We start from the raw sequence: 21,398 nt of genomic DNA on the forward strand, positions 1-21,398 counted from the left end.
CCGGGCCCGCGAGCGCTTATCCGTGGTTGACCCAGAACAGCAGGCCGAACGCGCCGAGGAAGACAACGGCCAGCACTCCGCCGGCTCCCGGGCGTCGGCGCTTTGCCGCGAGGCGCGCGTAGCCCCCGATGACGAGCGCCCACCCCAGGCCGTACAACCCCCACCCCACGGTTCGGCCGATGTCGTTCTGCACGATGCGGAACGACAGATAGGCCAGCATCACCAGGACGATCGGTGCTGACCACAGGGCGTCTTCGACTCTTTGCTGCCGGGACTTGGGCATGCGGTTCCTCCACTGCTGCCGGTGCCGGGCAGCCCTCCGGGAGGACTGCCCGGCACCGGTGGGACGGTTCTTACTGGCTCTTACTGGCCGGTCAGCCAGCCGATCAGCTCATCCAGGACCATGCCGGGGGACGCCTTGATGACCCACTTGGCCGGGTTCCAGTTGGACAGGCTGTTCACCCAGCGGTTGAAGGCGTCAGTGCCCCGCTTGGCCGCGGCGATGGCCGGCTTGAGGAGGTCACCCGACTTCTTGAGCAGGGCCTTGAGGGCTTCGACCTTGGCGCTCGCGTGCTGCGCCTCGTCGACCTGCTGTGCCGCGGCGGCGAGTTCGGCGATCTGCTCGGCGGTCAGATTCGCTTCGCCGTTGGTGGCGGTGGCCGGGGACGCGGCCTTGTGGGCCGCGAGCTCGGCCGCGGTCAGGGTGGGCGTGGCCGCGTGACGGTTGTGCTCGACGGCGTTTGCCGCAGGGGCGGCGATGCCGAGGGCCACAGCGGCCGCAGCGGTGCTTGCGGCGATCCGCAGGCGCTTGTTCACGTTATCCTCCGTGATACAGGGAGGTGGGCGGGGGCGGTACCGGTCAAAGTTCTCCTCCGCCCACCTGTCTGGTGGTGTACATGCCGATACGGGCCGGCGATCGTTCGTCCGCCCGTTCGGTGGTTCGGCCGGGTGCGGTTCCCGGTCAGAGCACCGTGCGTCCGACCAGGAACAGCGCGGCCAGTGCGAGAGCCGCCAGGAGTCCCCGCTCCCAGGGGGCGCGCAGCGCTGCGCGCACGCTGTCCGCGATCCGTCGGTACGACAGACGCAGCGAGTCTCCGAGCGGCATGGGTGCGCCGATGACGTCGGTCAGGAAATAGAGCGCGAGAGGGCTGACGACAGCCGCGCCCACCAGGGCGGGAGCGGATTCGGCGAAGATTCCCAGCAGCGCCAGGAGGCCGCTGCCCGCAGCCCACACGGCGCACCGCGTCTTCGCCGGCCAGGCGAAGCCCTGTCGGTCCCGTTCACTCATGAGCCATCACCGGCCCCGGTCAGCGGGTGCGGGCCGGTGCGCTGAAGAACTCCAGGATGGTGTTGATGAACGCCTGCATCTCGCTGGGATCGCGAGCCAGCTTGGTCGTCTTCAGGTATTCCTTCAGCGCGCCCGCGCCGTTCTTCGCGGCCTTGATGGCGCCGGTGACGACACCGGCGCCGTACTTCCAGACCAGCTTGGCGACCTTTACGGGCCACGCGTGCTGGGCATCCGCCAACGCCGGATGCTGAGGCGTCGTACTGGAGAGCGCCGCGGCGAGGTCGTGCCGAGCACGCGAGTCGCCAGGGAAGAACGCCTCGGCGAGCGCGTCGGCCGTCGGGCTTTCGGGCAGCTGCCCGATGGCCGCCGCAATGCGGTCGGCCTCCGCGTCGGAAACGGGAAGCGCTGTCGCGGTCTGCGACTGCGCCCGGTGTGCTTCCACAGCTGAAGCCATAGGCGCCGAGACTCCGAGCGCCACAGCGGCCAGGGAAACAGCAGCGGCCATCCGAAGGTGCTTACGGTTCACGTGATACCCCCTCTTCATGAAAACAACTTTGGCAGGTCTCGGGGGCCCGAATGGATTTCGGGCTTTACCTGTTGCCAATCGCCCGGCTGGTCAGGCCGGGACGAGATGACTGTCCATGGTCCAGACCAAAAGTTTCAAGCCGTGATGGTGTTTTGTGACTCAGGTCACCCTTGTAAGTCAAGGTTTGTTTCCGTGATAGCCATCGCTTCCATGGTCATAGACGCCTCTCGCGCCCTCAAGTAAGACTTCGCGGGAGATGTTCACGACAAGACTCGGTGGTGAGCGCGGGAGGCGAGCGTCCCCGGCGGCACCCCTCGTCCGGGCTGGGTGACCTACCTCTCAACCGCCTGGCGAGAGTTGCATCGCTTGGCCAACGCATTAGAGAGTCTTTACGCCCCGCCTCAATGCAGGCGATGCGGGCCGCCGCACACCATTTCTCCGCCCGGCGCGGCCGATACGGCCCCACGTACCTCGATCGCCCGTTTATTCGACAGGGCTCTCCATGAAAAGCAGAACCCCCGCTTCATGAACAAGAATGCCGCGCTCGTCGCCCACAACCTGAGCAAGTCGTACAACGGCAAGGCCGCTGTGGACGACGTATCCCTGACGCTGTCCGCCGGAAGCGTGACCGCATTCCTCGGCGCCAACGGCGCGGGCAAGACCACCGCCCTACGCCTGATGCTCGGTCTGTTGAAACCCGACACGGGCCACACCCTCTACGGAGGCCGGCCTCTGCACGCCTGGCGGGACCCCGCCCGGGTGGTCGGTGCCGTCATGGGCGGCGTCGCCGGGCACCCCAAGCACACGCTGCGCGACCACTTGCGCATGGTCGCCGCCGGCGCGGGGGCCGACGACGAGGTGGTGGGCGCGGTCCTGGAGCGCGTCGGCCTGACCGCCGCCGCCGGCCAGCGACTCGGGAAGCTGTCCCTGGGTATGGGGCAACGCGCCGGCATCGCGCAGGCGCTGATCGGCGACCCGGCCGTGCTGGTGCTCGACGAACCGGTCAACGGGCTCGACCCGCACTCCATCCACTGGTTGCGTACGCTCCTGCGGCAACTGGCCGACGACGGCAAGGCCGTTCTCATCGCCACTCACCTGCTCGCCGAGGTCGAACAGCTCGCCGACCAGGTCACCGTGCTCGCCCAGGGCCGCGTCGTCGCGCAGGCCACCGCCGCCGAGCTGGGCGACCGGGCCACCGGTCACGTCGTCGTCCAGGGGCCGGACCTCGACCGGTTGCTCCCCCTGGTGCGCCGGCACGACGCCGTCCTGGAACCCACCGGGCCCGGCACCGCGCGCGTATCCGGCATCGACCGCTTCCGGATCGGTGACTACGCCGCCGAGCAGGGCATACCCCTGCACTGGCTCGAAGAGCGCAGACCGTCCCTGGAAGAGTTCTATCTTTCCGTCGCACAGCAGGAGTTCGCAGCCCGGTGAATCCCCACGCGCCCGCCACACCCCCTCTCCACGTCCTCCCTTCCCCCGTCGCCGCCCCCACTTCCCTCGTCACCGCGCTGCGGCGAGCAGTGCGATACGAGATCCGGCGGCTCCGGGGCCTGGCCTCCACCCGGATCGTGCTGGGACTCCTGTGCGTGGTCAGCATCCTCAACGGCATCCTGCTGCGGACGGACCTGCCGACGGCACCCAACGGCGGACCGCTCGCCGTCAGCACCGCCGTCCTGGCCGACTGGCTCCAACACAGCCCCACCGCCCAGCAGGTCCCGCTGAGCGCCCTGCTGCTCGTCTTCGTCTTCGGCAGCGGCCCCGTCGCCGGCGAACTCCGTTACGGGACAGCACGTACCACCTGGCTGACCGTGGGCAGCCGCGGCCTCGCCTACACGGCCAAACTCATGGTCGGGGTCACGGCCGTCGTCAGCGCAGCCGCCTTGAGCCTCGTACTCCAGACCGCGGTGGGCGCAACCACACTCACCCTCACCGGCGCACCCCAACCGGCCTGGACCGAAGCCGGCGGCCCGGTCCTGCGCTACCTCCTCGTCATGGGCTGCTGGCCCGTCCTGGGAGCCGGCCTCGCCGCGCTGCTACGCAGCCGGGTCGCCACCGTCCTGGCCCTGACGCTGTGGCCGATCCTGGCCGAGCGACTGACCGGGCTCCTGCTCGGCAAGGTCCCCGGCCTCGGCGGCATCACCGAGGTCCTGCCGTTCGCCGCGGCCCGGGCCGCGATGCGCGCGGAGCCCGGCACCGACCCGTTCACCCAGGCCCTGGTCGGCAGCTCCCTGCCCGCCGGAGCCGCTACGGCGCTGTTCGTCCTCTTCGCCCTGGCCGTGGGCGCGCTCGGCCGGGTCGCCTACGCGCGACGGTCCGCCGCGTGAGCTCCGGCCACCCGGCCGGCGCTCCTCGCCCACCTCACCCACCTCACCGACCGCGTCCAGCGCCAGTCGCCACGGATAATCGTCCAACTGCTCACCACCGGTGCCGGGCGTGTGCGGCTCCCAGGCACCCCCAGATCGCGCAGCACCCGCACCGAGCGCCGGGTGGCCGGGTGGCCGGGTGCGCGTCCAGAGCCGTGGACCAGAACGGCAGCGCGACCACCGGCAGCCCCAGCCCGACGGCTTCGGTGAGCAGGCCGAGGGCGTAGGTGCCGGCGATCCCAGCGGCCCACTTGTTCACGGAGTTCATCGTCATGGGCGCGACGATCACCGCATCGGGCGGCGGATTGCGCTTCACCTCACCCGCCCGACGCCAGTCGCTCCGCACGGGCCGCCCGGAGGCGGCTTCCACCGCGGGTACGTTCAGAATCCCGCCCGCATCGACCGCGGGCGTGGCGATGACACACACGTCCCAGCCATCGGCCACGGCGGCTTCAACCAGGCGGACGACTTGGGCAGCGGGGCCGGCCGCGCAAACGATGATGTAGAGCACTCGTTGCTTGCTCATGCCAGCCTCCCCACTCGGCCCGGCGGCGTCCGGAACGCGTCTCGCCGTACAGCTGCATGTACACAGGTCCGGCAGACAGAACTGCCCCTAGGCTGTCAGGGTGATCGAAGCGGTGGTGTTCGATGTGGGAGAGACGCTGGTCCGCGACGACCGGTACTGGCACGACTGGGCGGACTGGCTGAACATCCCCCGGCACACGCTCTCCGCCTTGGTGGGGGCAGTGGTCGCCCAGGGGCGTGACAACGCGGACGCTATTCGCCTGCTGCGACCAGGTACGGACATCATCGATGAGTACCGTGCGCGTGAAGCAGCCGGACAGGGTGAACATCTCGATGAGACGGACCTGTACCCGGACGTGCGACCCGCATTGGCAGCACTGCGCGAGGCCGGAGTCAGGGTCCTGATCGCAGGCAACCAGACTCCTCGTGCCGGCGACCTGCTCCGAGGCTTGAATCTGCCTGCCGACGCCATCGCGACATCGGGAGAGTGGGGCGTCGCCAAACCCCGGACCGAATTCTTTGAGAAGGTCATCGGCCTCGCCGGTACGGCCCCGGAGCGCGTCCTGTACGTCGGAGATCACCCGGCCAACGATGTCGCCCCCGCCCACGCGGCGGGCCTGCGAACTGCACATGTACGCCGAGGTCCGTACGGATTTTTGTGGGCATCGAGCCCGGAAGCGGAACTGGCCGACTGGCGGATCAACGGATTGGACGAGTTGCCGGGCATCGTCACGGGCTGACCGGCCGGCAACTTGGGTAAGTGCTTCAGGCAGCCAGAGCGGAGTGACCCATGAATGCCGACGGCACAACTGGTACAGGAAAGCGGATTGCGTACCAGCGTCGGCTGGCCCGCCTCACGCAGCAGGAACTTGCCCGTGCGGCTGGCATCGCCCTTGGAACCGTACGCAAGATCGAAAGGGGGGAGCGGGGCGTCGGCGAGGGGGTCCTGAACGCTATTGCCGCAGCACTCGGCGTCGACGTCACTTGCCTGCTCTCCGGACGTGACCGCGCTGATGACCGGGTGCACCGGGTCATGCCCAAACTGTCCGCGGTCCTCGCCACTTATGACATGCCGGAGGACGGCCCCACGCGTCCGCTGAGTGAACTTCGGGAAGAGGTCGCCGGGGCCGTCGTCTGGCGCCTCGCGGCTCAATACGTCCGTATCTCACGCCATGCTGTGGGGCTTCTCGCTGAACTCGGCCGTGCCTTCCACAGCGCGCCCACGTGGCGCCGTGCCGAAATCGCCGAGTTGCTTGTCGCTGCTTACCTGGCTGCCGATGCAGTCGCGTACAAGTACGGTGCTTACGACCTGTCCGCCCGCCTGATCGACCTCATGAGATGGGCTGCATCGCAGGCAGACAATCCACTGCTCGAAGCCGCGGTCGCTTATACACGGGCTGAGACTTACCTTGCCGCTGAAGCCCATGCAGCCGGCTTAAGTGCCTTGGAACATGCATTGGTAGTCGTGCCGCGCCGTCCGTCCGGCCCGGTAGCCGATGCCGCACGTGGCGCTCTGCACATGCGGGCGGCTGTCATTGCCGGGCGTGCCGGGAAAGCGGAAATCGCTGCTGCTCACCTGGCCGACGCGCGTTGCCTCGCCGCGCACGTCCCGGAAGGTACCTACCAAGGCACCGGGTTCGGCCCGGACAGCGTACGCATTCATGAACTGTCCGTCGCTGTGAGTTTGGGAGACGGCTCCGTAGGGGGTGTCCTGGAGACCATTGGTGCCTGGGTTCCGTCCGATGCCCTCACTGCGGAACGCCGATCAGGTTTCTATATCGAACTGGCCCGGGCCCAGCTCTGGTCAGGCCAGGCGGATCGGGCCTTTGTCTCTCTCCAGACCGCGCGACGCATTGCTCCGCAGCATACCCGGGAACATGCGTGGGTGCGCGAGGATGCCGCGACGCTGCGTCGGCTGAAGCGTAGCGACGCTGAGAACCTGTCGAAATTCGCTGAATGGTGCCGCGCGGGCGAGTGACCGGACTACCCCGCGCAGGGGTACTTGAGCCGTCTGCGGCAGGTCAGCATCTCCCTGTCCGAACGACAGGAGCTAGCAATGACCATGTCCAGCGCGGTGTCTGGCGCAATCCACGTACGTCCCTCGGTAGGTACGCCATGTCTGTCTTCCAGCAGCCTTCCCGCTTGGATTCCCCGAGGGGCCGGGCTGCGGGTTGTGCGTGATGTGGATGGCCTCGGTGTAGATGTCGTGTGGCTGGCGCTGCCTGTGGGAGAGAGGGTGCTCCGGGCGTTGGGAGCGCGTTCCGGAGCGATCATTGAGGATCACCGGCGTCCGGCCGGGATGTGCTGGCTGGTGCCCGCCGGTACGGCCGGTGGGGTGCGGCTGCCGTTGTGGGGTGATGCGGGGGTGGGGGCGGCCCTGTACGTGCCGGGGCTGGAGATGTGCAGTGAGCGGCTGTGGTGGCGGGTGCGGCCGGAAGCGGGGGCGCTGGTCACGAGTGCGGTGGCCTTGCGGGCGGCTGTCATCGCCGTGGAGGGCGCGCTGTGATCGGGTGTGCGGAATGCGGTTCCGTACGGGAGGTGTTCGTCATCGGTACCGTGCATGCGGCCAGTGGGGGCGGGGCCGATGTCGGGCTGTGTGCGGGGTGCGACGAGAAGCGGGAGAAACGGCGCAGGGGCGGCACCCGTTCGCGCGGGGCCGCCCCTGGTGGAGATCAGGGCGTCAGAGCGCCGCACCCCCCGGCTTGACCATCCCTCGGACCGTGCGGGAGTCGACGAATTCGCCCAGGGCGGTCATTTCCCATTCGCCGGAGAACTGGCGGATGAGCTTGGCCATCATCACGCCCGTGCGCGGTTCGGAATGGGTGAGGTCGAAGCGGACCAGTTCTTCGCCGGTCTGGGCGTCGAGCAGGCGGCAGTAGGCCTTGGCGACGTCGGAGAACTTCTGGCCGGAGAAGGAGTTGACCGTGAAGACCAGGCCGGTGACCTGCGGGGGGATGCCGCCGAGGTGGACGGTGATGGCCTCGTCGTCGCCGGCGCCCTCGCCGGTGAGGTTGTCGCCGGAGTGCTGGATGGCGCCGTTGAGGATCTGGAGCTTGCCGAAGAAGCAGTTGTCGACCTTCTTGCGGTCCGGGCCGTAGGCGATCACGGACGCGTCCAGGTCGATGTCCTTGCCGCGGTAGGCGGGCTCCCAGCCCAGGCCCATCCGGACCGAGGAGAGGAGCGGTTGGCCGCCCTTGACCAGGGAGACGGTCTGGTTCTTCTGGAGGCTGACGCGGCCCTTGTCGAGGTTGATCTTGCCGGTGCCGGGCGCGGGGGGTGCCGGGGGAGCGGCTGCCGCGGGCGGCGGGGCCATGGGGGCCGGGGCGCCGGTGGGCGGGCCCCACTGGGCGGCGGGCGGGGCGGAAGGGGGCGTGGCGGGTGCCATGGGGGCGGCCGGAGGAGCCTGCGGGGCCGGGGCGGGTGCCGCAGGAGCGGCGGGTGCGGCGGGTTCTTCGACGCTGACGCCGAAGTCCGTGGCGATGCCGGCCAGGCCGTTCGCATAGCCCTGGCCGACCGCGCGGACCTTCCACGCGCCGTTGCGCCGGTAGATCTCGACGACCACGAGGGCGGTCTCCGCGCCGAGCTGGGGCGGGGTGAAGGAGGCGATGACGCTGCCGTCGGCGGCGTTGCGGACCGTGCCGGTCGGTTCGGTGCCGGCGAAGGTGGCGCCGGGCGCGTCCAGGCTGGCGGTCACGACGATCTTCTCGATGCCGGCGGGCACCGCGGCGGTGTCCACCGTGATCGTGTCGCCCGCGCCGGACGCGCCGGACGTGTGGGTCACGCCCGGGCCGGCCGGCTGGTTGTAGAACACGAAGTCGTCGTCGGAACGCACCTTGCCGTCGGCGGTGAGCAGCAGGCCCGACACATCGAGCCGCACGGGCGCGGTGACGTCCACCGCCACCCGCGGGGCGGTGAGCGGGAGGTTCGAGCCAGGAGTCATAGCGGTCATGCCGGGGATAACGAGTGGCCTTCCTTTGCGGTTCCATTACCGAGAGCCGGACGGGTCCGGACGGGGCAGGACGGAGCTGCTGCCCCGTGAGGGCTCAGCGCCGTTCGCGGCTGTTGCCGAACAGCAGGCGGTAGGCGATGAGCAGGACCAGGGAGCCGGCGATGGCGGCGATCCACATCGACGGCTCGAAGAAGTCCTTCGGGATCGGCTTGTCCAGGAACTTCGTGGAGAGCCAGCCGCCTATGAAGGAGCCGACGATGCCGATGAGGGTGGTGCCGACGAGTCCGCCCGGGTCCCGTCCGGGCAGCAGGACCTTGGCGATGACGCCTGCGATCAGTCCCAGTACGAGCCAGCTGACGATACCCATGGTGCGTTCCTCGTTTCCTGCGCGGTTGCGCAAATGATTGATACGTAGACAAGGACGCCGGGAAGGCGGGATGGGGTTGCGTCGGCGGCTGTCGGGTCGTGGCGCGGGCGCTTCCGTCAGGGCTGCGGGTGCTCAGTACGGCCAGATGGGCGGATCGACGCAGAAGGAGCCACCCAGGTGGGCGTGTTCCGGGTTGTCGGGGTCGAGGGCGCCGTGCGCGGCGAGGAGGCCGGCCGCGTACGGCTCGGAGTCGTCCTGCGGCACGTAACCGAGCGAGCGGGCCGTGGTCAGGTCCCACCACAGGCGGGTGTTGGCGGAGGAGCCGTAGACCACCGTGTGGCCGACGCCTTCGGCGGTGAGCGCGGCGTGCAGCAGGCGCGCGCAGTCCGGCGGGCTCAGCCAGATCGACAGCATGCGGACGGTGGTGGGCCGCGGGAAGCAGGAGCCGATGCGGACGGAGACCGTCTCGATGCCGTGCAGGTCCCAGTAGAGGGAGGCGAGGTCCTCGCCGAACCCCTTGGAGAGGCCGTAGTACGTGTCGGGGCGGCGCGGGGTGTCCACGGGGATCGCGCCGGAGCCGTCGGCGGGGCGCGGGGTGAAGCCGACGGCGTGGTTGGAGGAGGCGAAGACGACGCGGCGGACGCCTTCCTCGCGCGCGGCCTCGTAGAGGTGGTAAGTGCCTTCGATGTTGGCGCGCAAAATCTTCTCGAAGGGGGCTTCGAGGGAGATCCCGGCGAGGTGGACGATCGCGTCCACGCCGCGCACGGCCTCGCGGAGGGCTTCCTTGTCGGCCAGGTCGGCGGTGACGGCGTCCGGCGCGTCGTCGATGGTCCGCTGGTCGAGGAGCCGGAGCCGGTAGCCGTACGGGGGCAGCAGTTCGCGCATCAGGGTGCCGAGGCCGCCGGCGGCGCCGGTGAGCAGGACGGTGCGGGGTGCGGGCATGGGGCTCCTCCGGGCGGGCCCGGGCGTGTGGCTTCGTCCGGGCTCAGGTGTACGGCTTCGTCCGGGCTCGGGCGTGCGGCTTCATCCGCGGACGGCGTTCAGGTAAGCGGACGATCGTAGTCACCGTAGGAAGGCGCGCCGGAGAGGGTCAAGATGCTTGACGGGCAGTGAAGTCCGGTTGTGAGGGCGGGGGTTCGGGGGTGGTGCGGTCGTTTCGGGTCCTTGACCGGGCCGGAAGTGCTGCCCTAGCGTGAGCGCGTTCATGGGTATGGACGCCGGTCAGGGACGTGCATGTGCATCGGTGGTGGCGCCACCCTGCCCGTACGCGTCTCCTTCACGAGCATGTCGAGCCTGTCAGGGAGAGCCCGTGACCTCAGCCCCGCCGCTCGCCGAGCGCCTCGACGGACTGCTGTTCTTCCCCGTGACCGCGTACGGTCCCGACGGCGCTCCGAACCTGGCCGCCTTCCGCGCCCATGTACGCGCCGGTGTCGACGCGGGCGCGGCCGCCGTCTTCGCCTGCTGCGGTACGGGCGAGTTCCACGCGCTGACCCCGGAGGAGTTCCGGGACTGTGTGGCCGCCGCCGTCCAGGAAGTGGCCGGGCGGGTCCCGGTGCTGGCCGGCGCCGGGTACGGCACCGCGCTGGCCGTACGGTACGCCCGGCTCGCCGAGGCGGCCGGCGCCGACGGGCTGCTGGCCATGCCGCCGTACCTCGTCGTCGCCGACCAGGCGGGCCTGCTGCGGCACTACACCGGCCTCGCCGCCGCCACCGCGCTGCCCGTCATCGTCTACCAGCGCGACAACGCCGTCTTCACCCCGGAGACCGTGGTCGCCTTCGCACGTACCCCCGGCATCATCGGCCTCAAGGACGGCCTCGGCGACCTCGATCTGCTGCAACGGATCGTCAGTGCGGTGCGTACCGAGGCGAGGGGGGAGACGTTCCTGTACTTCAACGGGCTGCCCACCGCCGAGCTGACCGGCCTCGCCTACCGCGGGCTCGGCGTCCGCCGGTACTCGTCGGCCGTCTTCGCCTTCGCCCCGGAGATCGCCACCGCCTTCCACCGCGCCCTCGAAGACGGCGACGACACGACGGTCGGCCGGCTGATCGACGGCTTCTACCGGCCGCTGGTCGAGCTGCGCAATCAGGGGCGGGGGTACGCGGTCTCGCTGGTCAAGGCGGGGGTACGGCTGCGCGGGACGGATGTCGGGCCGGTCCGGCCGCCGCTCGGCGAACCGGCGCCGGAGCACGTCGAGGCGCTGGCCGCGCTGATCGGACAGGGCCTGACGCTGGCCGGCGCCCCGGCGGACGGCCGATGATGCGCGCCGCCGCGTTCTTCTACCCGTGGGACGTGGTCGGCGACCCGGACGCCGCCCGCCGCGTCGCCGACCTCGGTGTCCAGCAGGTCACCCTGGCCGCCGCCTACCACTCCACCCGGGCGCTGACTCCACGTCACCCCCGCCACCGCGTCGTCACCGCCCGGCACTCGGCCGTCCTGTACCCGTCGGACGCGGAGCGCTGGGCGGGCCGCGCCCTGCGCCCGTACAGGCAGGACTGGGTGGCGGGCCCGGACCCCTTCGGCGCGGCGGTGCGGGCGCTGGCGGACGCAGGCCTGGAGGTGCACAGCTGGGTCGTACTGGCTCACAACACGCGACTGGGCACCGAGCACCCTGCCATCGCCGTACGCAATGCCTACGGCGACCGCTACTCCTGGGCGCCCTGCATCGCCCGGCCCGAGGTACGTGCCTATCTGTGTGACCTGGCCGCCGAGGCGGCGGTACGGCCCAGCGCGCGCGGCACCGAGCTGGAGTCCTGCGGCTGGTATGGGCTGGCGCACCTGCACGCCCACGACAAGACCGGCGGCGTAGCGCTCTCCGGCGCTGCCCAGTACCTGATGTCGTTGTGCTTCTGCGAGATATGCGAGGCGGGCTGCACGGCGCTGGGCGTGCCGGCGCGGGAGGTGCGAGGCGCGGTCGTACGGGCGCTGGAGCCGGTGTGGGCAGGCGCGGACGGAGGCGGAGGCGAGGCGGGCGAGGGGCGGGCGGGGGAGTGGCGCGAAGTCGAGCGGCTGCTCGGCGGCGAGCTGTCGGGGCTCGTACGGCGCTGGCGCGACGATGCCGCGCGCACACTCCGGAGGGAGGTCGTCGCGGCCGTACGGGCCGCCGCGGACGACGGATTCCGCGTGCTGCTGCACGCCGACCCGGCCGGGCACCGCTGCGGCGCGAACCCGGGCGCCGACCCGGCGGACGTCCTCACGCACGCCGACGGGGTGGTGGTGCCGTGCACGGGCGACGACGCGGCCCGTACGGACGCGCTGGCGCCGTTCGCGGACGTACGGGCCCGCTCGGCCACGCTCCCGGACACGCCCGCGCCCGTCGTCGCCGCCAACCTCACCGTCGTCACGGCGATGGGCGGCCGCCCCGGCTCCCTCGCCGCCGATGCCGCGCACGCCGCCGCCCTCGGCGCCGACGAGCTGCGGCTGTATCACGCGGGCCTGGCGGGCGACGGGGACCTGGCGGCCGTACGGCGTGGGCTGGCGGCCGTACGGAAACGGTAGGGGACGCTCACAGCCGAACGGTGACGGTGGAGGCCGGCGGCCGCGCGTACAGGTGCCGTCTGCCGCGGGGGACGAGCCCCGCGCCGCCGTGTGAAAACCCTTGCGCGAAGACCACCGCGCCCGTTCCGCTCCGCCCGCCCCGCACGGTGATCTACTACAACGCGTCCCGTTTCGCGGCCGTGCTCCTCGCCGTACGGCCAGGGCCGCGCGCCGGAGAAGCCAATGTGCCCGCCGTCGCCGGCACCCGCGAGCGCACCGCGCGCACGACGGCGGGCACGACCATGAAATGACCCTGGAAGGAATGTCATGACACAGCGCATCCTCGACCTCGACCGGGAAGAACTGGCTTCGCTGCGGGGCCGGGAGCTGACCGAGGCGGTCGCCGCCGCCGAGGGCCGCACGATGGTCGCCGAGGTCTTCGCCGAGCGCGCGGCGCTCTCTCCGCACCCCGACGGCCACGCGGGCGTGCACAACATCGAGCTGGTCTCCGCCTTCGGCGCGGACATCGTCGTCCTCAACCTCATCGAGCGGGCCTGGGACGGGGAGTCTCTGCGGCTGCCCGGGCTGGGCACCTTCACCAGTTTCGCCGATCTCGCCTCGTACGTGGGCCGCCCGATCGGCGTCAACCTCGAACCGGGCGACGTGCCGGAGATCCGCCGGGCCGGGCCCGAGCAGGCCCGCCGCCTGGTCGACATGGGCGCCGCCCTGCTCTGTCTGACCGCCAATCCCGGCACCGGCGGCAGCTTCGACGGCCTGGCCCGCGTCACCGACGAACTGCGCCGGGGCCTCGGCGACGACGTGGCGCTGTGGTCCGGCAAGATGCACCACGCGGGGCATCCTGAGCGGGTGACCGCCGGGCGGCTGACCGCGCTGGTGGACGCGGGCGCCGACGGTGTCGTCCTGCCGCTGCCCGGCACTTTGCCCGGTCTCACCAAGGAGCGGGCCGCCGAGGCGGTCGCCGCAGTCCAGGACGCGGGCGCGGTGGTGATGGGGGCGATCGGTACGAGCCAGGAGGGCGCGCACGCCGACATCGTTCCCCAACTGGCGCTGACGGCCAAGGAGATCGGTGTGGACGCGCACCACTTCGGGGACGCGTTCCTGCCGGGCATGTGTGATCCGGAACTGCTCTACGCCTACTCCGTGGCGGTCCGCGGCCGGCGCCACACGTGGAACCGGATGGCGCTCAACGGGCGCGGGAACCGCATCCCCGGCTGAGGCCGGGAAAAAGGGGGAGGTGCCGGGGTGGGCTCAGCCGTCGCCCGCGCGGGGGGCCGGTTCGCGCTTCGTACCGGTCAGGTGGCCAAACACCACCACGTTGCCCAGGTACTCCTGCCGGGCCTTGTTGTAGCCGCCGCCGCAGGTGATCAGCCGTAGTTCGGGGCGGGAAGCCGGTGCGTAGACCTTCTTGTCGGGGAAGTCCTCGCCGTCGTAGACCTCGACGGCGTCGACGGAGAAGACCGCGGTCCGGCCGTCCGCGCGGACGATCTCCACCGTGTGGTTCTTCTTCAGGGAGCCGAGGTTGTAGAAGACCGCGGGCCCGGAGCGGTTGTCGACGTGGCCCGCGATCAGCGAAGTGCCGGTGGTGCCCGGCGTGTTGCCGTCCGCGTACCAGCCGGCGAGGTTCTTGTCCTCCTGCGGCGGGGTCGCCAGGCCGCCGCTCTCGTCGAGACCGAGGCGCGTCAGCGGCGCGTCCACGCCGACCGACGGGATACGCACCCGCAGGGGCCGGGCGGCCGGCATCGGCGGAGGCGGCGGGGCGGGGGCCGCGGACGGCCCGGGGTGTCGCGGGCCCGCGGCGAACCCCTGGTCGGCGGAGGGTTGCGGCGGCGGCGCCTGAGCCTGGGCGCCGTGGCCCATCAGCCAGATGCCGGTGCCCATCGCGGCCGCGGTGAGCAGGGCTATGAGGCCTTGGTCGCCGCGGCGGCGGGTGGTGTGTGCCATGGCTGTCGTGCCTCCGGGAGCCGGGTGTCCGGGTGCGCTGCGGACCGTCGGGCCGCCGGACCGGTCGCGTCCGACGGCCCGCGGAGGATCAGGCCGAGCCGTCCGCGCGACGGCGGCGCACCATCCACACGCCACCGGCGGCGGCCGCCAGCAGTACGCCCGCACCGGCGACGATCTCCGTGGTGCTTGAGCTCTCACTGGTGGTGCCCAGACCGGTCTTCGTCCTGCCGTGCGGGGTGGTGCCGGCGGTGACCCGTACCGTGCCGGAGATCTCCGTCCCGTTGGCGCACTTGCCGCCGATGCCGTAGTTGCCCGGCTTGGTGCCGGCCGGCACCCGCACGGAGCCCTGCACGTTTTCGGTGTGCGTCTGGCCCTTCGACGACAGCGTGATCCGGCCGGCGCCCAGAGTGCTGGCGTCGACGGTGGCCGAGCCGTTCTTGCCGCAGGCACTGCTGTTGAGGTTGACCGAGTTGCCGGCCTTGACCGGGTTGGGCGTCACCTCGATGCTGCCGGTGGCCGCGAAGGCCGCGGAGGTGGACAGGCCGAGGGCGGCGACGGACAGTGCGGCACCGGTGAGAACGCGAGTGGAACGCATGGGACGAACCTCCACGAGGCACGGACCGCGGCACACCGCAGCGCCGCAAAGGAAGTTGGGGGAAGTTCCGCGCCTCCTGCAATCGAGGTAAACGGCCGGGCGCGCCGGGAGCCTGTTGACGCGGTGTCAGAACTCCCGCGCACGGTCGGCGTGTCGCGCATGATCGGGTACGTTTTGGCAGGTCACAGGCTGGATGGTCGTGACGTTCGGTGACGTTGCGGATTGGGTTGAACGGGTGACGGATATTTCGCGCGGAATGTGGTAGTGGCGCTGCGTAATCGGGTGTCACGGAGGGTGGCCGGGTGCCCCTCGGCGCCGGTCCGCCGACCCCTTCCCGCCCCTCACCCCGGCCGGACGAAACCGCTCTCGTACGCCGCGATCACCGCCTGGGTCCGGTCCCGCACCCCCAGCTTGGCCAGTACCCCCGCGACGTGCGTCTTGACCGTCGCCGGGCCGACCGACAGCCGGCCCGCGATCTCCGCGTTCGTCAGGCCCTTGGTCATCAGCCGCAGCACGTCCGCCTCACGGTCGGACAGGCGCGCCCGCAGGGCCCGCGCCGACGCGCCCGCGGCCCGCGCCCCCGCGTACCGGGCGGCCAGCTCCCGTACCGCTGCCGGGAACAGCAGCGAATCGCTGCGTGCCACCATCCGCACCGCCTGCACCAGGTCCTCCACACCGGCCCGCTTCAGCAGGAAGCCGCTGGCGCCGGCGCGCAGCGCGTCGTACACGTACGCGTCGTTCTCGAAGGTCGTCACCACGATGATCCGTGGCGGATCCGCCACGGCCGCCAGCACCTGTTCGGTCGCGCGGATGCCGTCGATCTCCGGCATCCGTACGTCCATCAGCACGATGTCCGGCCGCAGTTCGCGGACCAGCGGTACGGCCTCGGCGCCGGTGGCCGCCTCGCCGACGACCTCCATGTCCGGCTCGGCGCCGAGGATCGCGCGCAGCGCCGTACGCACCATCCGCTCGTCGTCCGCGAGGACGATGCGCAACGGGGGAGGGGCGGTGCCGGTACGGGCGTCCGCGCGCCCCTCGTCCGTGCCGGTGCGGGCGTCCGTGCGTCCCTCGTCCACGTCGGTACGAGCGTCCGCGCGCCCCCCGTCCGTGCCGCTCACCGGGACGCCCCCAGAGGGAGCCGTACGGCCAGCCGCCATACGCCGTCCCGGCCCGCGGCCCGTGCCTCGCCGCCCAGCAGGCGGGCGCGTTCGGCGATGCCGGGCAGGCCGCGCCCGCCGCCGGGGCGGGGTGTGCCCGCCGCCGTGTCGCTCGGCGTGTCCGCCGTTTCTCTCCGCATGGGGTTCTCCACCGTGATCCTCAGTTCGTCGGCGTCCAGGGCGATCCGCAGCCGGACCGGTACGGCACCGGCGTGCCGCAGCGCGTTGCTGAGACCTTCCTGCACGATCCGGTACGCCTCCCGCGAGACCAGCGTCGGCAGCCGCCCGCACCCGTCGTCGACGTCCGCGTCGATCCGCAGCCCGGCGGCGCGGGTGCGGTCCAGCAGCGCGTCCAGGGTGTCCAGCGCCGGAGCGGGAGCGCCGGCCGGGCCGTCCCCGTCCTCCCGCAAGATCCCCAGTACGGTGTCGAGTTCGGCGACCGCGCTCCGGGTGGTCTCCTCGATGGCCAGCAGCGCCTGCCGCGCGAATCCGGGGTCGGCGTCGAGCACCCGGCGGGCCGCGCCCGCCTGGAGAGTGACCGCGCTGAGCGCGTGCCCCACCGAGTCGTGCAGTTCGCGGGCGAGCCGGTTGCGGGAGGCGAGGTCGGCGGCCCGGCGTTCGGCGGCGGCCAGCCGGTCCGCGGGCGTACGGCCCAGCAGTACGGGCGCCAGGCGGGCCAGCAGCCGGCCGCCCGCCCACGTGGCGCCCGCCACCAGGGCGAGCAGGCCGAGCCCGGTCAGCGGGCCGAGCACGCCCGCCAGCTCGGGCCAGCCTTGTTCCTCGTGCCGCAGCGGGTCCGCCACCGGCAGGAGGATCAGCACCACGGCGGCGGGCGGTGCCGACAGCGTCAGGCCGCTGACGATGCCGCCTGCGGCCAGGTGCGCCACGAACCACAAGGCCGTACGCCGCCGGGCCGCCCACGAATCGGCAGGCTCCTCGGCCAGTTCGGCGGTCACCGCCGGGGGCAGGCCGCACAGCGACCGCGCCGCGGTCGACTCCAGCGTGCGCAGCACCGGGAAGAGCAGCGCGCTGAGGGCGCCCAGCGGCAGCGCGGCACCGAACGCGGCGAACTGCCACAGGAAGTCGGAGAACGGGTTCACGCCGGGGACGAACAGCGGCACGAGGACCGTCGCCAGGAGGAAGTACGGCATCAGCAGGGCGCCGCCGAGGACGAGATGCACCCAGCGGCCGAGAAACAGGCGCGTTCCGCTTGCCGGCGACCCGCCGGGCGTCGCACCCGACTTCCGGTCCGACGTCGCACCGGCCCGTGAACCGGACGTCGCACCGCCCCCTGGACCCGACGTCGCACCGGGCCGCCAACCGAACCTCAAGCTGATTCTCAAAGGTGTCGCGTCGCCAGCGTCAGCCGGTCCCGCGCGTCGAGCAGCGCGTCCTTGATCAGCTGCTCGTGCCCCGGGGTCAGCCGGGCCACCGGCACCGAGCAGCTGACCGCGTCCCGCGCCGGGGTGCGGTAGGGGACCGCCACACCGAAGCAGCGCAGGCCGAGCGTGTTCTCCTCGCGGTCGACGGCGTACCCCTGCTCGCGTACCAGGCGCAGTTCCCCGATGAGCCGTTCGCGGTCGGTGACGGTGTGCTCGGTGAGGGCGTCGAGCTTCTCCGGGAGGAGCGCCCGTACCTGGTCGTCGGTGTACGTGGCGAGCAGCGCCTTGCCCAGGGAGGTGGAGTGGGCGGGCAGCCGGCGGCCGACGCGGGTGAACGGGCGCAGGTAGTGCTGGGACTGGCGGGTGGCCAGATAGACGACGTTGGTGCCGTCCAGCCGGGCCAGGTGAATGGTCTCGGTGGTGTCGTCGGCGAGCCGGTCCAGGGTGGGGCGGGCGGCGGCCACCACCTCGTCGCCGTCGATGTAGGAGGTGCCGACCAGCAGGGCGCGGACGCCGATGCCGTACCGGGTGCCGGTGGCGTCGGTCTCCACCCAGCCCAGCTCGACGAGGGTGCGCAGCAGCATGTAGAGGCTGGACTTCGGGTAGCCGACGGCCTCCTGGACGGAGGCCAGGCTGTGCATCCCGGGGCGGCCCGCGAAGTACTCCAGCAACTCCACCGTGCGCACCGCGGACTTGACCTGCGCTCCGGTGGTCTCGGCAGCGGGCATCGGCCTTGACCCCTCAGTTCGGACAGCCATAGAGTCCCGGCGGACGTCACATTCACCAGCTGGGACGGCGTTCAGCATAGCGAACGGCGTCCTGGACGCGACAAGGGTTCGCCGGGAGGAACGCGCGGTGGCAGCAGCACCAGTCTGGAGTGTCGACCCCCGTACCGGGAAGCGGCGCGAGCAGGTCGCGGTGGAAGCCACGGCGGCCGAGGTCGAGGCCGCCGTACGGGCTGCCCATGACGCCCGGGGAGCGCTCGCCGACCGCCGCGTCCGGGCCGCCCTGCTGCGCCGCGCCGCCGACCTGCTGGACGGGGCCGGGGAGCGGATCGTCGAGGCCGCCGACGCGGAGTCCGCGCTCGGCCCGGGGCGGCTGACCGGCGAACTGTCCCGCACCACCTACCAGTTGCGCGCCTTCGCCGATGTCGTCGAAGAGGGCGCCTTCCTCGACGTACTGATCGACCACGCCGACCCCGGGCTCACCCCGCCCCGCCCCGACCTGCGCCGTTACAAGATCCCGCTCGGCGTTGTCGCGGTCTACGCGGCCAGCAACTTCCCGCTCGCCTTCTCGGTGCCCGGCGGCGACACCGCCAGCGCCCTCGCCGCCGGCTGCCCGGTCGTCGTCAAGGCCCACCCCGACCACCCGGCCACCTCGGAACTGAGCGCCGCCCTGCTGCGCCGCGCCGCGAACGAAGTCGGCCTGCCCTCGGGCGTCATCGGCCTGGTGCACGGCTTCGAGGCGGGCGTCGAGCTGGTCCGGCACCCGCTCGTCGCCGCCGCGGGCTTCACCGGGTCGGTACGCGGCGGACGCGCCCTGTACGACGCGGCCGCCGCCCGCCCGCACCCGATCCCCTTCCACGGCGAACTCGGCAGCCTCAACCCGGTCGTGGTCACCGAGGCCGCCGCCGACGAGCGCGCCGAGCAGATCGGCACCGGCCTGGCGGGCTCGATGACGCTCGGCACCGGCCAGTTCTGCGTCAAGCCGGGGCTCGTCCTGGCGCCGCGCGGCCCGGCCGGAGACCGCCTGGAGCGCTCCCTCACCGAGGCCGTCAGCAACACCGAGGCCGGAGTGCTCCTGGACCACCGGATGCGCGACGCCTTCCTCGACGGCGTACGGGAACGGGCCGCGCTGCCGGACGTCCAGGCACCCGTGACGCCTGGCGCGGGCGGCGAGCACACCGTCAGCGCGGGCTTCCTCACCGTCCCGGCGGCCCGGCTCGCCGAGGACGGCGGGACCCACGACCTGCTCCTGGAGGAGTGCTTCGGGCCGGTCACCGTCCTCGCGCGCTACACCGATGACGCCGAGATCGGCGCCGTACTGGCCCGGCTGCCCGGCAACCTCACCGCGACGCTCCAGCTGGGAGCGGCGGAGTGCGCGGGAGGGGACGCGGGGACCGGCGCGTCCGGAGGCGGCACGGGGACCGTGGCAGCCACGGGCGGTACGGGGCGCGGCGCGCGCCTGCTGGCCGCGCTCACCCCGCTGGCCGGCCGGGTGCTCGTCAACGGCTGGCCGACCGGCGTCGCCGTGGCCCCCGCCCAGCACCACGGCGGCCCCTACCCGGCCACCACCTCCACCGCCACCTCCGTCGGCGGCACAGCGGTCGAACGCTGGCTGCGGCCGGTCGCCTACCAGGACACCCCGCCCGCCCTGCTCCCGCCGGAGCTGCGCGAGGACAACCCGCTGAACCTGCCCCGCCGAGTCGACGGCCGCCCCGAAAGGTGACGTACGCGCACATGACCCACACCCCGGAAGCGCCCGCCACGGCCGCCGCCCCCGCCACCCTCGTCCGGGAGGCCACGGCCGCCGACCTCGACGTCATAGTGGACCTGCACCAGCGCGCCCGCGCGACGTACTACCGCGGCCGCGTGCCCGACGCGCAGCTGGACGACCCGGCCGAGCGCGAGCGCTGGCGCCAGGGCTGGGCGCAAGGCCTCGCCCGTACGGACGCCACCCTGCTGTGCGCGGAACGGGACGGCGCGGTGGTCGGCGTCGCCTCCTACCGCCGCGAGGACGGCGCGCCCGCCGACACCGTCAAACTCTTCCAGCTCCACGTGGACCCGGACCGCTGGCGCGGCGGCATCGGCTCCGCCCTGCACGACGCCTGCGTCGCGGGCTGGCGGGCGGCAGGCGTCACCACCGCCCGCCTGGACGTGTACTGGCACAACCAGCGGGCCCGCGCCTTCTACACCCGGCACGGCTGGCAGCCGGACGCGTCCCGCCGCCCCGCCCCGGACGCCACCCACCTCGACCTCGTGCTGTCGCTCAGCCCCGCCGCCGCCCGATGATCTGAAGCCGCTCGGCGGTGCGCCCGTCCAGCGTCGGCACCGTGTCCGTGCGCTCGGCCTCCACCGTGAAGCCGTGCGCCCGGACCAGCCCGCGCAGCCGGTCCGGCTCGTGGTGCCGGAACACCCCGCCGTCGGGCGTCCCGAACACCCCGTACGTCCCGAACCGGTCCGCGTACTCCTCGTAGCGCGCCACGTCCCACCGGTCGCGCTGCAACGGCATGTCGCTGACGTACAGCACCCCGCCCGGCCGCACCACCCGGCCCAGCTCCGCGACGATCTCCCGCTGCTGTGCGGAACCGGGCACACACGTCAACACGGCGAACAGCAGCGCGGCCCCGAAACTCCCGTCCCCGAACGGCAGCGGCAACCTCGGACAATGCTCGATCCGCGCCTCCGGGTGCTCCCGCCCACCCCGCTCCACCAACGCCCGCGACACATCCACCCCCCGCACGTCCGCGTACCCGGCCGCCAGCAGCTCGGAGGTCAGCCGCCCGTACCCGCAGCCGTAGTCCAGCACCGGCACATCGCGCGGCACGTACGCGTCCAGCAACTCCCGATCCAGTGGGTGGGTGAAGGTCTTGGCGGCCCCGGCACGCTCCCAGAACTCCCGCGTCTCCTGGCGCATCTCCATGGGCGGACGTTACCGCGGAGGGGCGGGGCGGCCGGTCGCTCCGGCGTCGTACGGCCATCGGTCCGGATCGAGCCGCCGGCCGGCCACCGGACGGGGCCGCCGCCCTGAGGTGGGGGAATAGCCCCCCTGGAAGGCTGCCCGCCCGCCACTGTCCCTGTCCGCAGG

At 72.1% G+C, this 21,398-nt stretch carries 25 protein-coding genes; 11 read left to right on the top strand and 14 right to left on the bottom strand.

The annotated features are described in order from the left end of the window. Nucleotides 1–16: 16 nt before the first annotated feature. The 4 genes from JXZ78_RS30635 to JXZ78_RS30650 all read right to left on the bottom strand — a co-directional run bounded on the left by JXZ78_RS30635 (nt 17) and on the right by JXZ78_RS30650 (nt 1,814). Nucleotides 17–283, bottom strand: a complete 267-nt coding sequence (locus JXZ78_RS30635; protein ID WP_030021288.1) for a hypothetical protein — start codon at nt 281–283, stop codon at nt 17–19. Between the two features lie 80 nt (nt 284–363). Continuing rightward, a complete protein-coding gene (locus JXZ78_RS30640) occupies nt 364–816 on the bottom strand; it encodes a hypothetical protein (protein ID WP_030021289.1) in 453 nt (150 codons plus the stop codon). 145 nt (nt 817–961) lie between these two features. Further along, on the bottom strand, nt 962–1,288 hold the full coding sequence (locus JXZ78_RS30645; protein ID WP_030021290.1) for a hypothetical protein: 327 nt from the start codon (nt 1,286–1,288) through the stop codon (nt 962–964). 19 nt (nt 1,289–1,307) lie between these two features. Next, nucleotides 1,308–1,814 (bottom strand): hypothetical protein, encoded by a 507-nt coding sequence (locus JXZ78_RS30650; protein WP_157851628.1) that lies wholly within the window; start codon nt 1,812–1,814, stop codon nt 1,308–1,310. A 525-nt stretch (nt 1,815–2,339) separates the two neighbouring features. Between JXZ78_RS30650 and JXZ78_RS30655 the strand changes: the two genes are divergently transcribed. Beyond that, a complete protein-coding gene (locus JXZ78_RS30655) occupies nt 2,340–3,248 on the top strand; it encodes an ABC transporter ATP-binding protein (protein WP_030021292.1) in 909 nt (302 codons plus the stop codon). After that, nucleotides 3,245–4,141 carry a hypothetical protein gene (locus tag JXZ78_RS30660; protein WP_157851629.1) on the top strand — a complete coding sequence of 299 codons (897 nt, stop codon included), beginning with the start codon at nt 3,245–3,247 and terminating at the stop codon, nt 4,139–4,141. Before JXZ78_RS30655 ends, JXZ78_RS30660 begins: the two co-directional genes overlap by 4 nt. A gap of 91 nt (nt 4,142–4,232) precedes the next feature. Here JXZ78_RS30660 and JXZ78_RS30665 read toward each other — a convergent pair whose 3' ends face one another. Then, nucleotides 4,233–4,706 carry a flavoprotein gene (locus tag JXZ78_RS30665; RefSeq protein WP_106968831.1) on the bottom strand — a complete coding sequence of 158 codons (474 nt, stop codon included), beginning with the start codon at nt 4,704–4,706 and terminating at the stop codon, nt 4,233–4,235. Nucleotides 4,707–4,806: 100 nt separating this feature from the next. Between JXZ78_RS30665 and JXZ78_RS30670 the strand changes: the two genes are divergently transcribed. The 3 genes from JXZ78_RS30670 (at nt 4,807) to JXZ78_RS30680 (ending at nt 7,211) form a co-directional block, all read left to right on the top strand. Then, complete coding sequence (locus JXZ78_RS30670) at nt 4,807–5,445, top strand: HAD family hydrolase (RefSeq protein WP_030021295.1); 639 nt, start codon at nt 4,807–4,809, stop codon at nt 5,443–5,445. Nucleotides 5,446–5,495: 50 nt separating this feature from the next. Then, complete coding sequence (locus JXZ78_RS30675; RefSeq protein ID WP_030021296.1) at nt 5,496–6,683, top strand: helix-turn-helix domain-containing protein; 1,188 nt, start codon at nt 5,496–5,498, stop codon at nt 6,681–6,683. A gap of 270 nt (nt 6,684–6,953) precedes the next feature. Further along, nucleotides 6,954–7,211: a hypothetical protein gene (locus JXZ78_RS30680; protein WP_157851630.1), complete on the top strand. Its 258-nt coding sequence runs from the start codon at nt 6,954–6,956 to the stop codon at nt 7,209–7,211. A gap of 174 nt (nt 7,212–7,385) precedes the next feature. On the opposite strand, the gene JXZ78_RS30685 is transcribed toward JXZ78_RS30680, so the two are convergent. The 3 genes from JXZ78_RS30685 to JXZ78_RS30695 all read right to left on the bottom strand — a co-directional run bounded on the left by JXZ78_RS30685 (nt 7,386) and on the right by JXZ78_RS30695 (nt 9,963). Then, nucleotides 7,386–8,645 (bottom strand): TerD family protein, encoded by a 1,260-nt coding sequence (locus JXZ78_RS30685; protein WP_238783477.1) that lies wholly within the window; start codon nt 8,643–8,645, stop codon nt 7,386–7,388. A gap of 103 nt (nt 8,646–8,748) precedes the next feature. Continuing rightward, nucleotides 8,749–9,021, bottom strand: a complete 273-nt coding sequence (locus JXZ78_RS30690; protein ID WP_030021300.1) for a GlsB/YeaQ/YmgE family stress response membrane protein — start codon at nt 9,019–9,021, stop codon at nt 8,749–8,751. A gap of 132 nt (nt 9,022–9,153) precedes the next feature. Continuing rightward, nucleotides 9,154–9,963, bottom strand: coding sequence for an NAD-dependent epimerase/dehydratase family protein (locus tag JXZ78_RS30695; protein ID WP_030021301.1), 810 nt, complete (start codon nt 9,961–9,963; stop codon nt 9,154–9,156). 367 nt (nt 9,964–10,330) lie between these two features. On the opposite strand from JXZ78_RS30695, the gene JXZ78_RS30700 reads away from it, so the two are divergent. From JXZ78_RS30700 to JXZ78_RS30715, 4 genes are all read left to right on the top strand, one after another. Continuing rightward, nucleotides 10,331–11,278 (top strand): 5-dehydro-4-deoxyglucarate dehydratase, encoded by a 948-nt coding sequence (locus JXZ78_RS30700; protein WP_030021302.1) that lies wholly within the window; start codon nt 10,331–10,333, stop codon nt 11,276–11,278. Then, nucleotides 11,278–12,516 (top strand): glycoside hydrolase family protein, encoded by a 1,239-nt coding sequence (locus JXZ78_RS30705; protein WP_030021303.1) that lies wholly within the window; start codon nt 11,278–11,280, stop codon nt 12,514–12,516. Before JXZ78_RS30700 ends, JXZ78_RS30705 begins: the two co-directional genes overlap by 1 nt. Nucleotides 12,517–12,662: 146 nt before the next feature. Beyond that, complete coding sequence (locus JXZ78_RS30710) at nt 12,663–12,806, top strand: hypothetical protein (protein ID WP_157851631.1); 144 nt, start codon at nt 12,663–12,665, stop codon at nt 12,804–12,806. Between the two features lie 16 nt (nt 12,807–12,822). Next, complete coding sequence (locus tag JXZ78_RS30715; RefSeq protein ID WP_030021304.1) at nt 12,823–13,731, top strand: DUF7916 family protein; 909 nt, start codon at nt 12,823–12,825, stop codon at nt 13,729–13,731. 33 nt (nt 13,732–13,764) lie between these two features. On the opposite strand, the gene JXZ78_RS30720 is transcribed toward JXZ78_RS30715, so the two are convergent. From JXZ78_RS30720 to JXZ78_RS30740, 5 genes are all read right to left on the bottom strand, one after another. Beyond that, nucleotides 13,765–14,457, bottom strand: a complete 693-nt coding sequence (locus JXZ78_RS30720; protein ID WP_030021305.1) for a class F sortase — start codon at nt 14,455–14,457, stop codon at nt 13,765–13,767. Nucleotides 14,458–14,545: 88 nt separating this feature from the next. After that, nucleotides 14,546–15,052, bottom strand: a complete 507-nt coding sequence (locus tag JXZ78_RS30725) for a GVDTG sorting domain-containing protein (RefSeq protein ID WP_030021306.1) — start codon at nt 15,050–15,052, stop codon at nt 14,546–14,548. A 341-nt stretch (nt 15,053–15,393) separates the two neighbouring features. Beyond that, nucleotides 15,394–16,047: a response regulator transcription factor gene (locus tag JXZ78_RS30730; protein ID WP_030021307.1), complete on the bottom strand. Its 654-nt coding sequence runs from the start codon at nt 16,045–16,047 to the stop codon at nt 15,394–15,396. A 119-nt stretch (nt 16,048–16,166) separates the two neighbouring features. After that, on the bottom strand, nt 16,167–17,360 hold the full coding sequence (locus tag JXZ78_RS30735; RefSeq protein ID WP_106968833.1) for a sensor histidine kinase: 1,194 nt from the start codon (nt 17,358–17,360) through the stop codon (nt 16,167–16,169). A 188-nt stretch (nt 17,361–17,548) separates the two neighbouring features. After that, complete coding sequence (locus JXZ78_RS30740; RefSeq protein ID WP_030021309.1) at nt 17,549–18,319, bottom strand: IclR family transcriptional regulator; 771 nt, start codon at nt 18,317–18,319, stop codon at nt 17,549–17,551. A 127-nt stretch (nt 18,320–18,446) separates the two neighbouring features. Here JXZ78_RS30740 and JXZ78_RS30745 point away from each other — a divergent pair, with 127 nt between their 5' ends. Together JXZ78_RS30745 and JXZ78_RS30750 are read left to right on the top strand one after the other, a co-directional pair. Further along, the gene (locus JXZ78_RS30745; protein ID WP_078624381.1) at nt 18,447–20,039 is read left to right on the top strand and encodes an aldehyde dehydrogenase (NADP(+)); all 1,593 of its coding nucleotides are present in this window, start codon (nt 18,447–18,449) and stop codon (nt 20,037–20,039) included. A gap of 11 nt (nt 20,040–20,050) precedes the next feature. After that, nucleotides 20,051–20,602: a GNAT family N-acetyltransferase gene (locus JXZ78_RS30750; protein ID WP_030021311.1), complete on the top strand. Its 552-nt coding sequence runs from the start codon at nt 20,051–20,053 to the stop codon at nt 20,600–20,602. Here JXZ78_RS30750 and JXZ78_RS30755 read toward each other — a convergent pair. Then, a complete protein-coding gene (locus tag JXZ78_RS30755) occupies nt 20,580–21,233 on the bottom strand; it encodes a class I SAM-dependent methyltransferase (RefSeq protein ID WP_030021312.1) in 654 nt (217 codons plus the stop codon). The genes JXZ78_RS30750 and JXZ78_RS30755 overlap by 23 nt on opposite strands. Nucleotides 21,234–21,398: the final 165 nt, after the last annotated feature.

The sequence above is a fragment of the Streptomyces monomycini genome (assembly GCF_022271435.1).
In the GTDB taxonomy this organism is placed as follows: Bacteria; Actinomycetota; Actinomycetes; order Streptomycetales; family Streptomycetaceae; genus Streptomyces; species Streptomyces monomycini.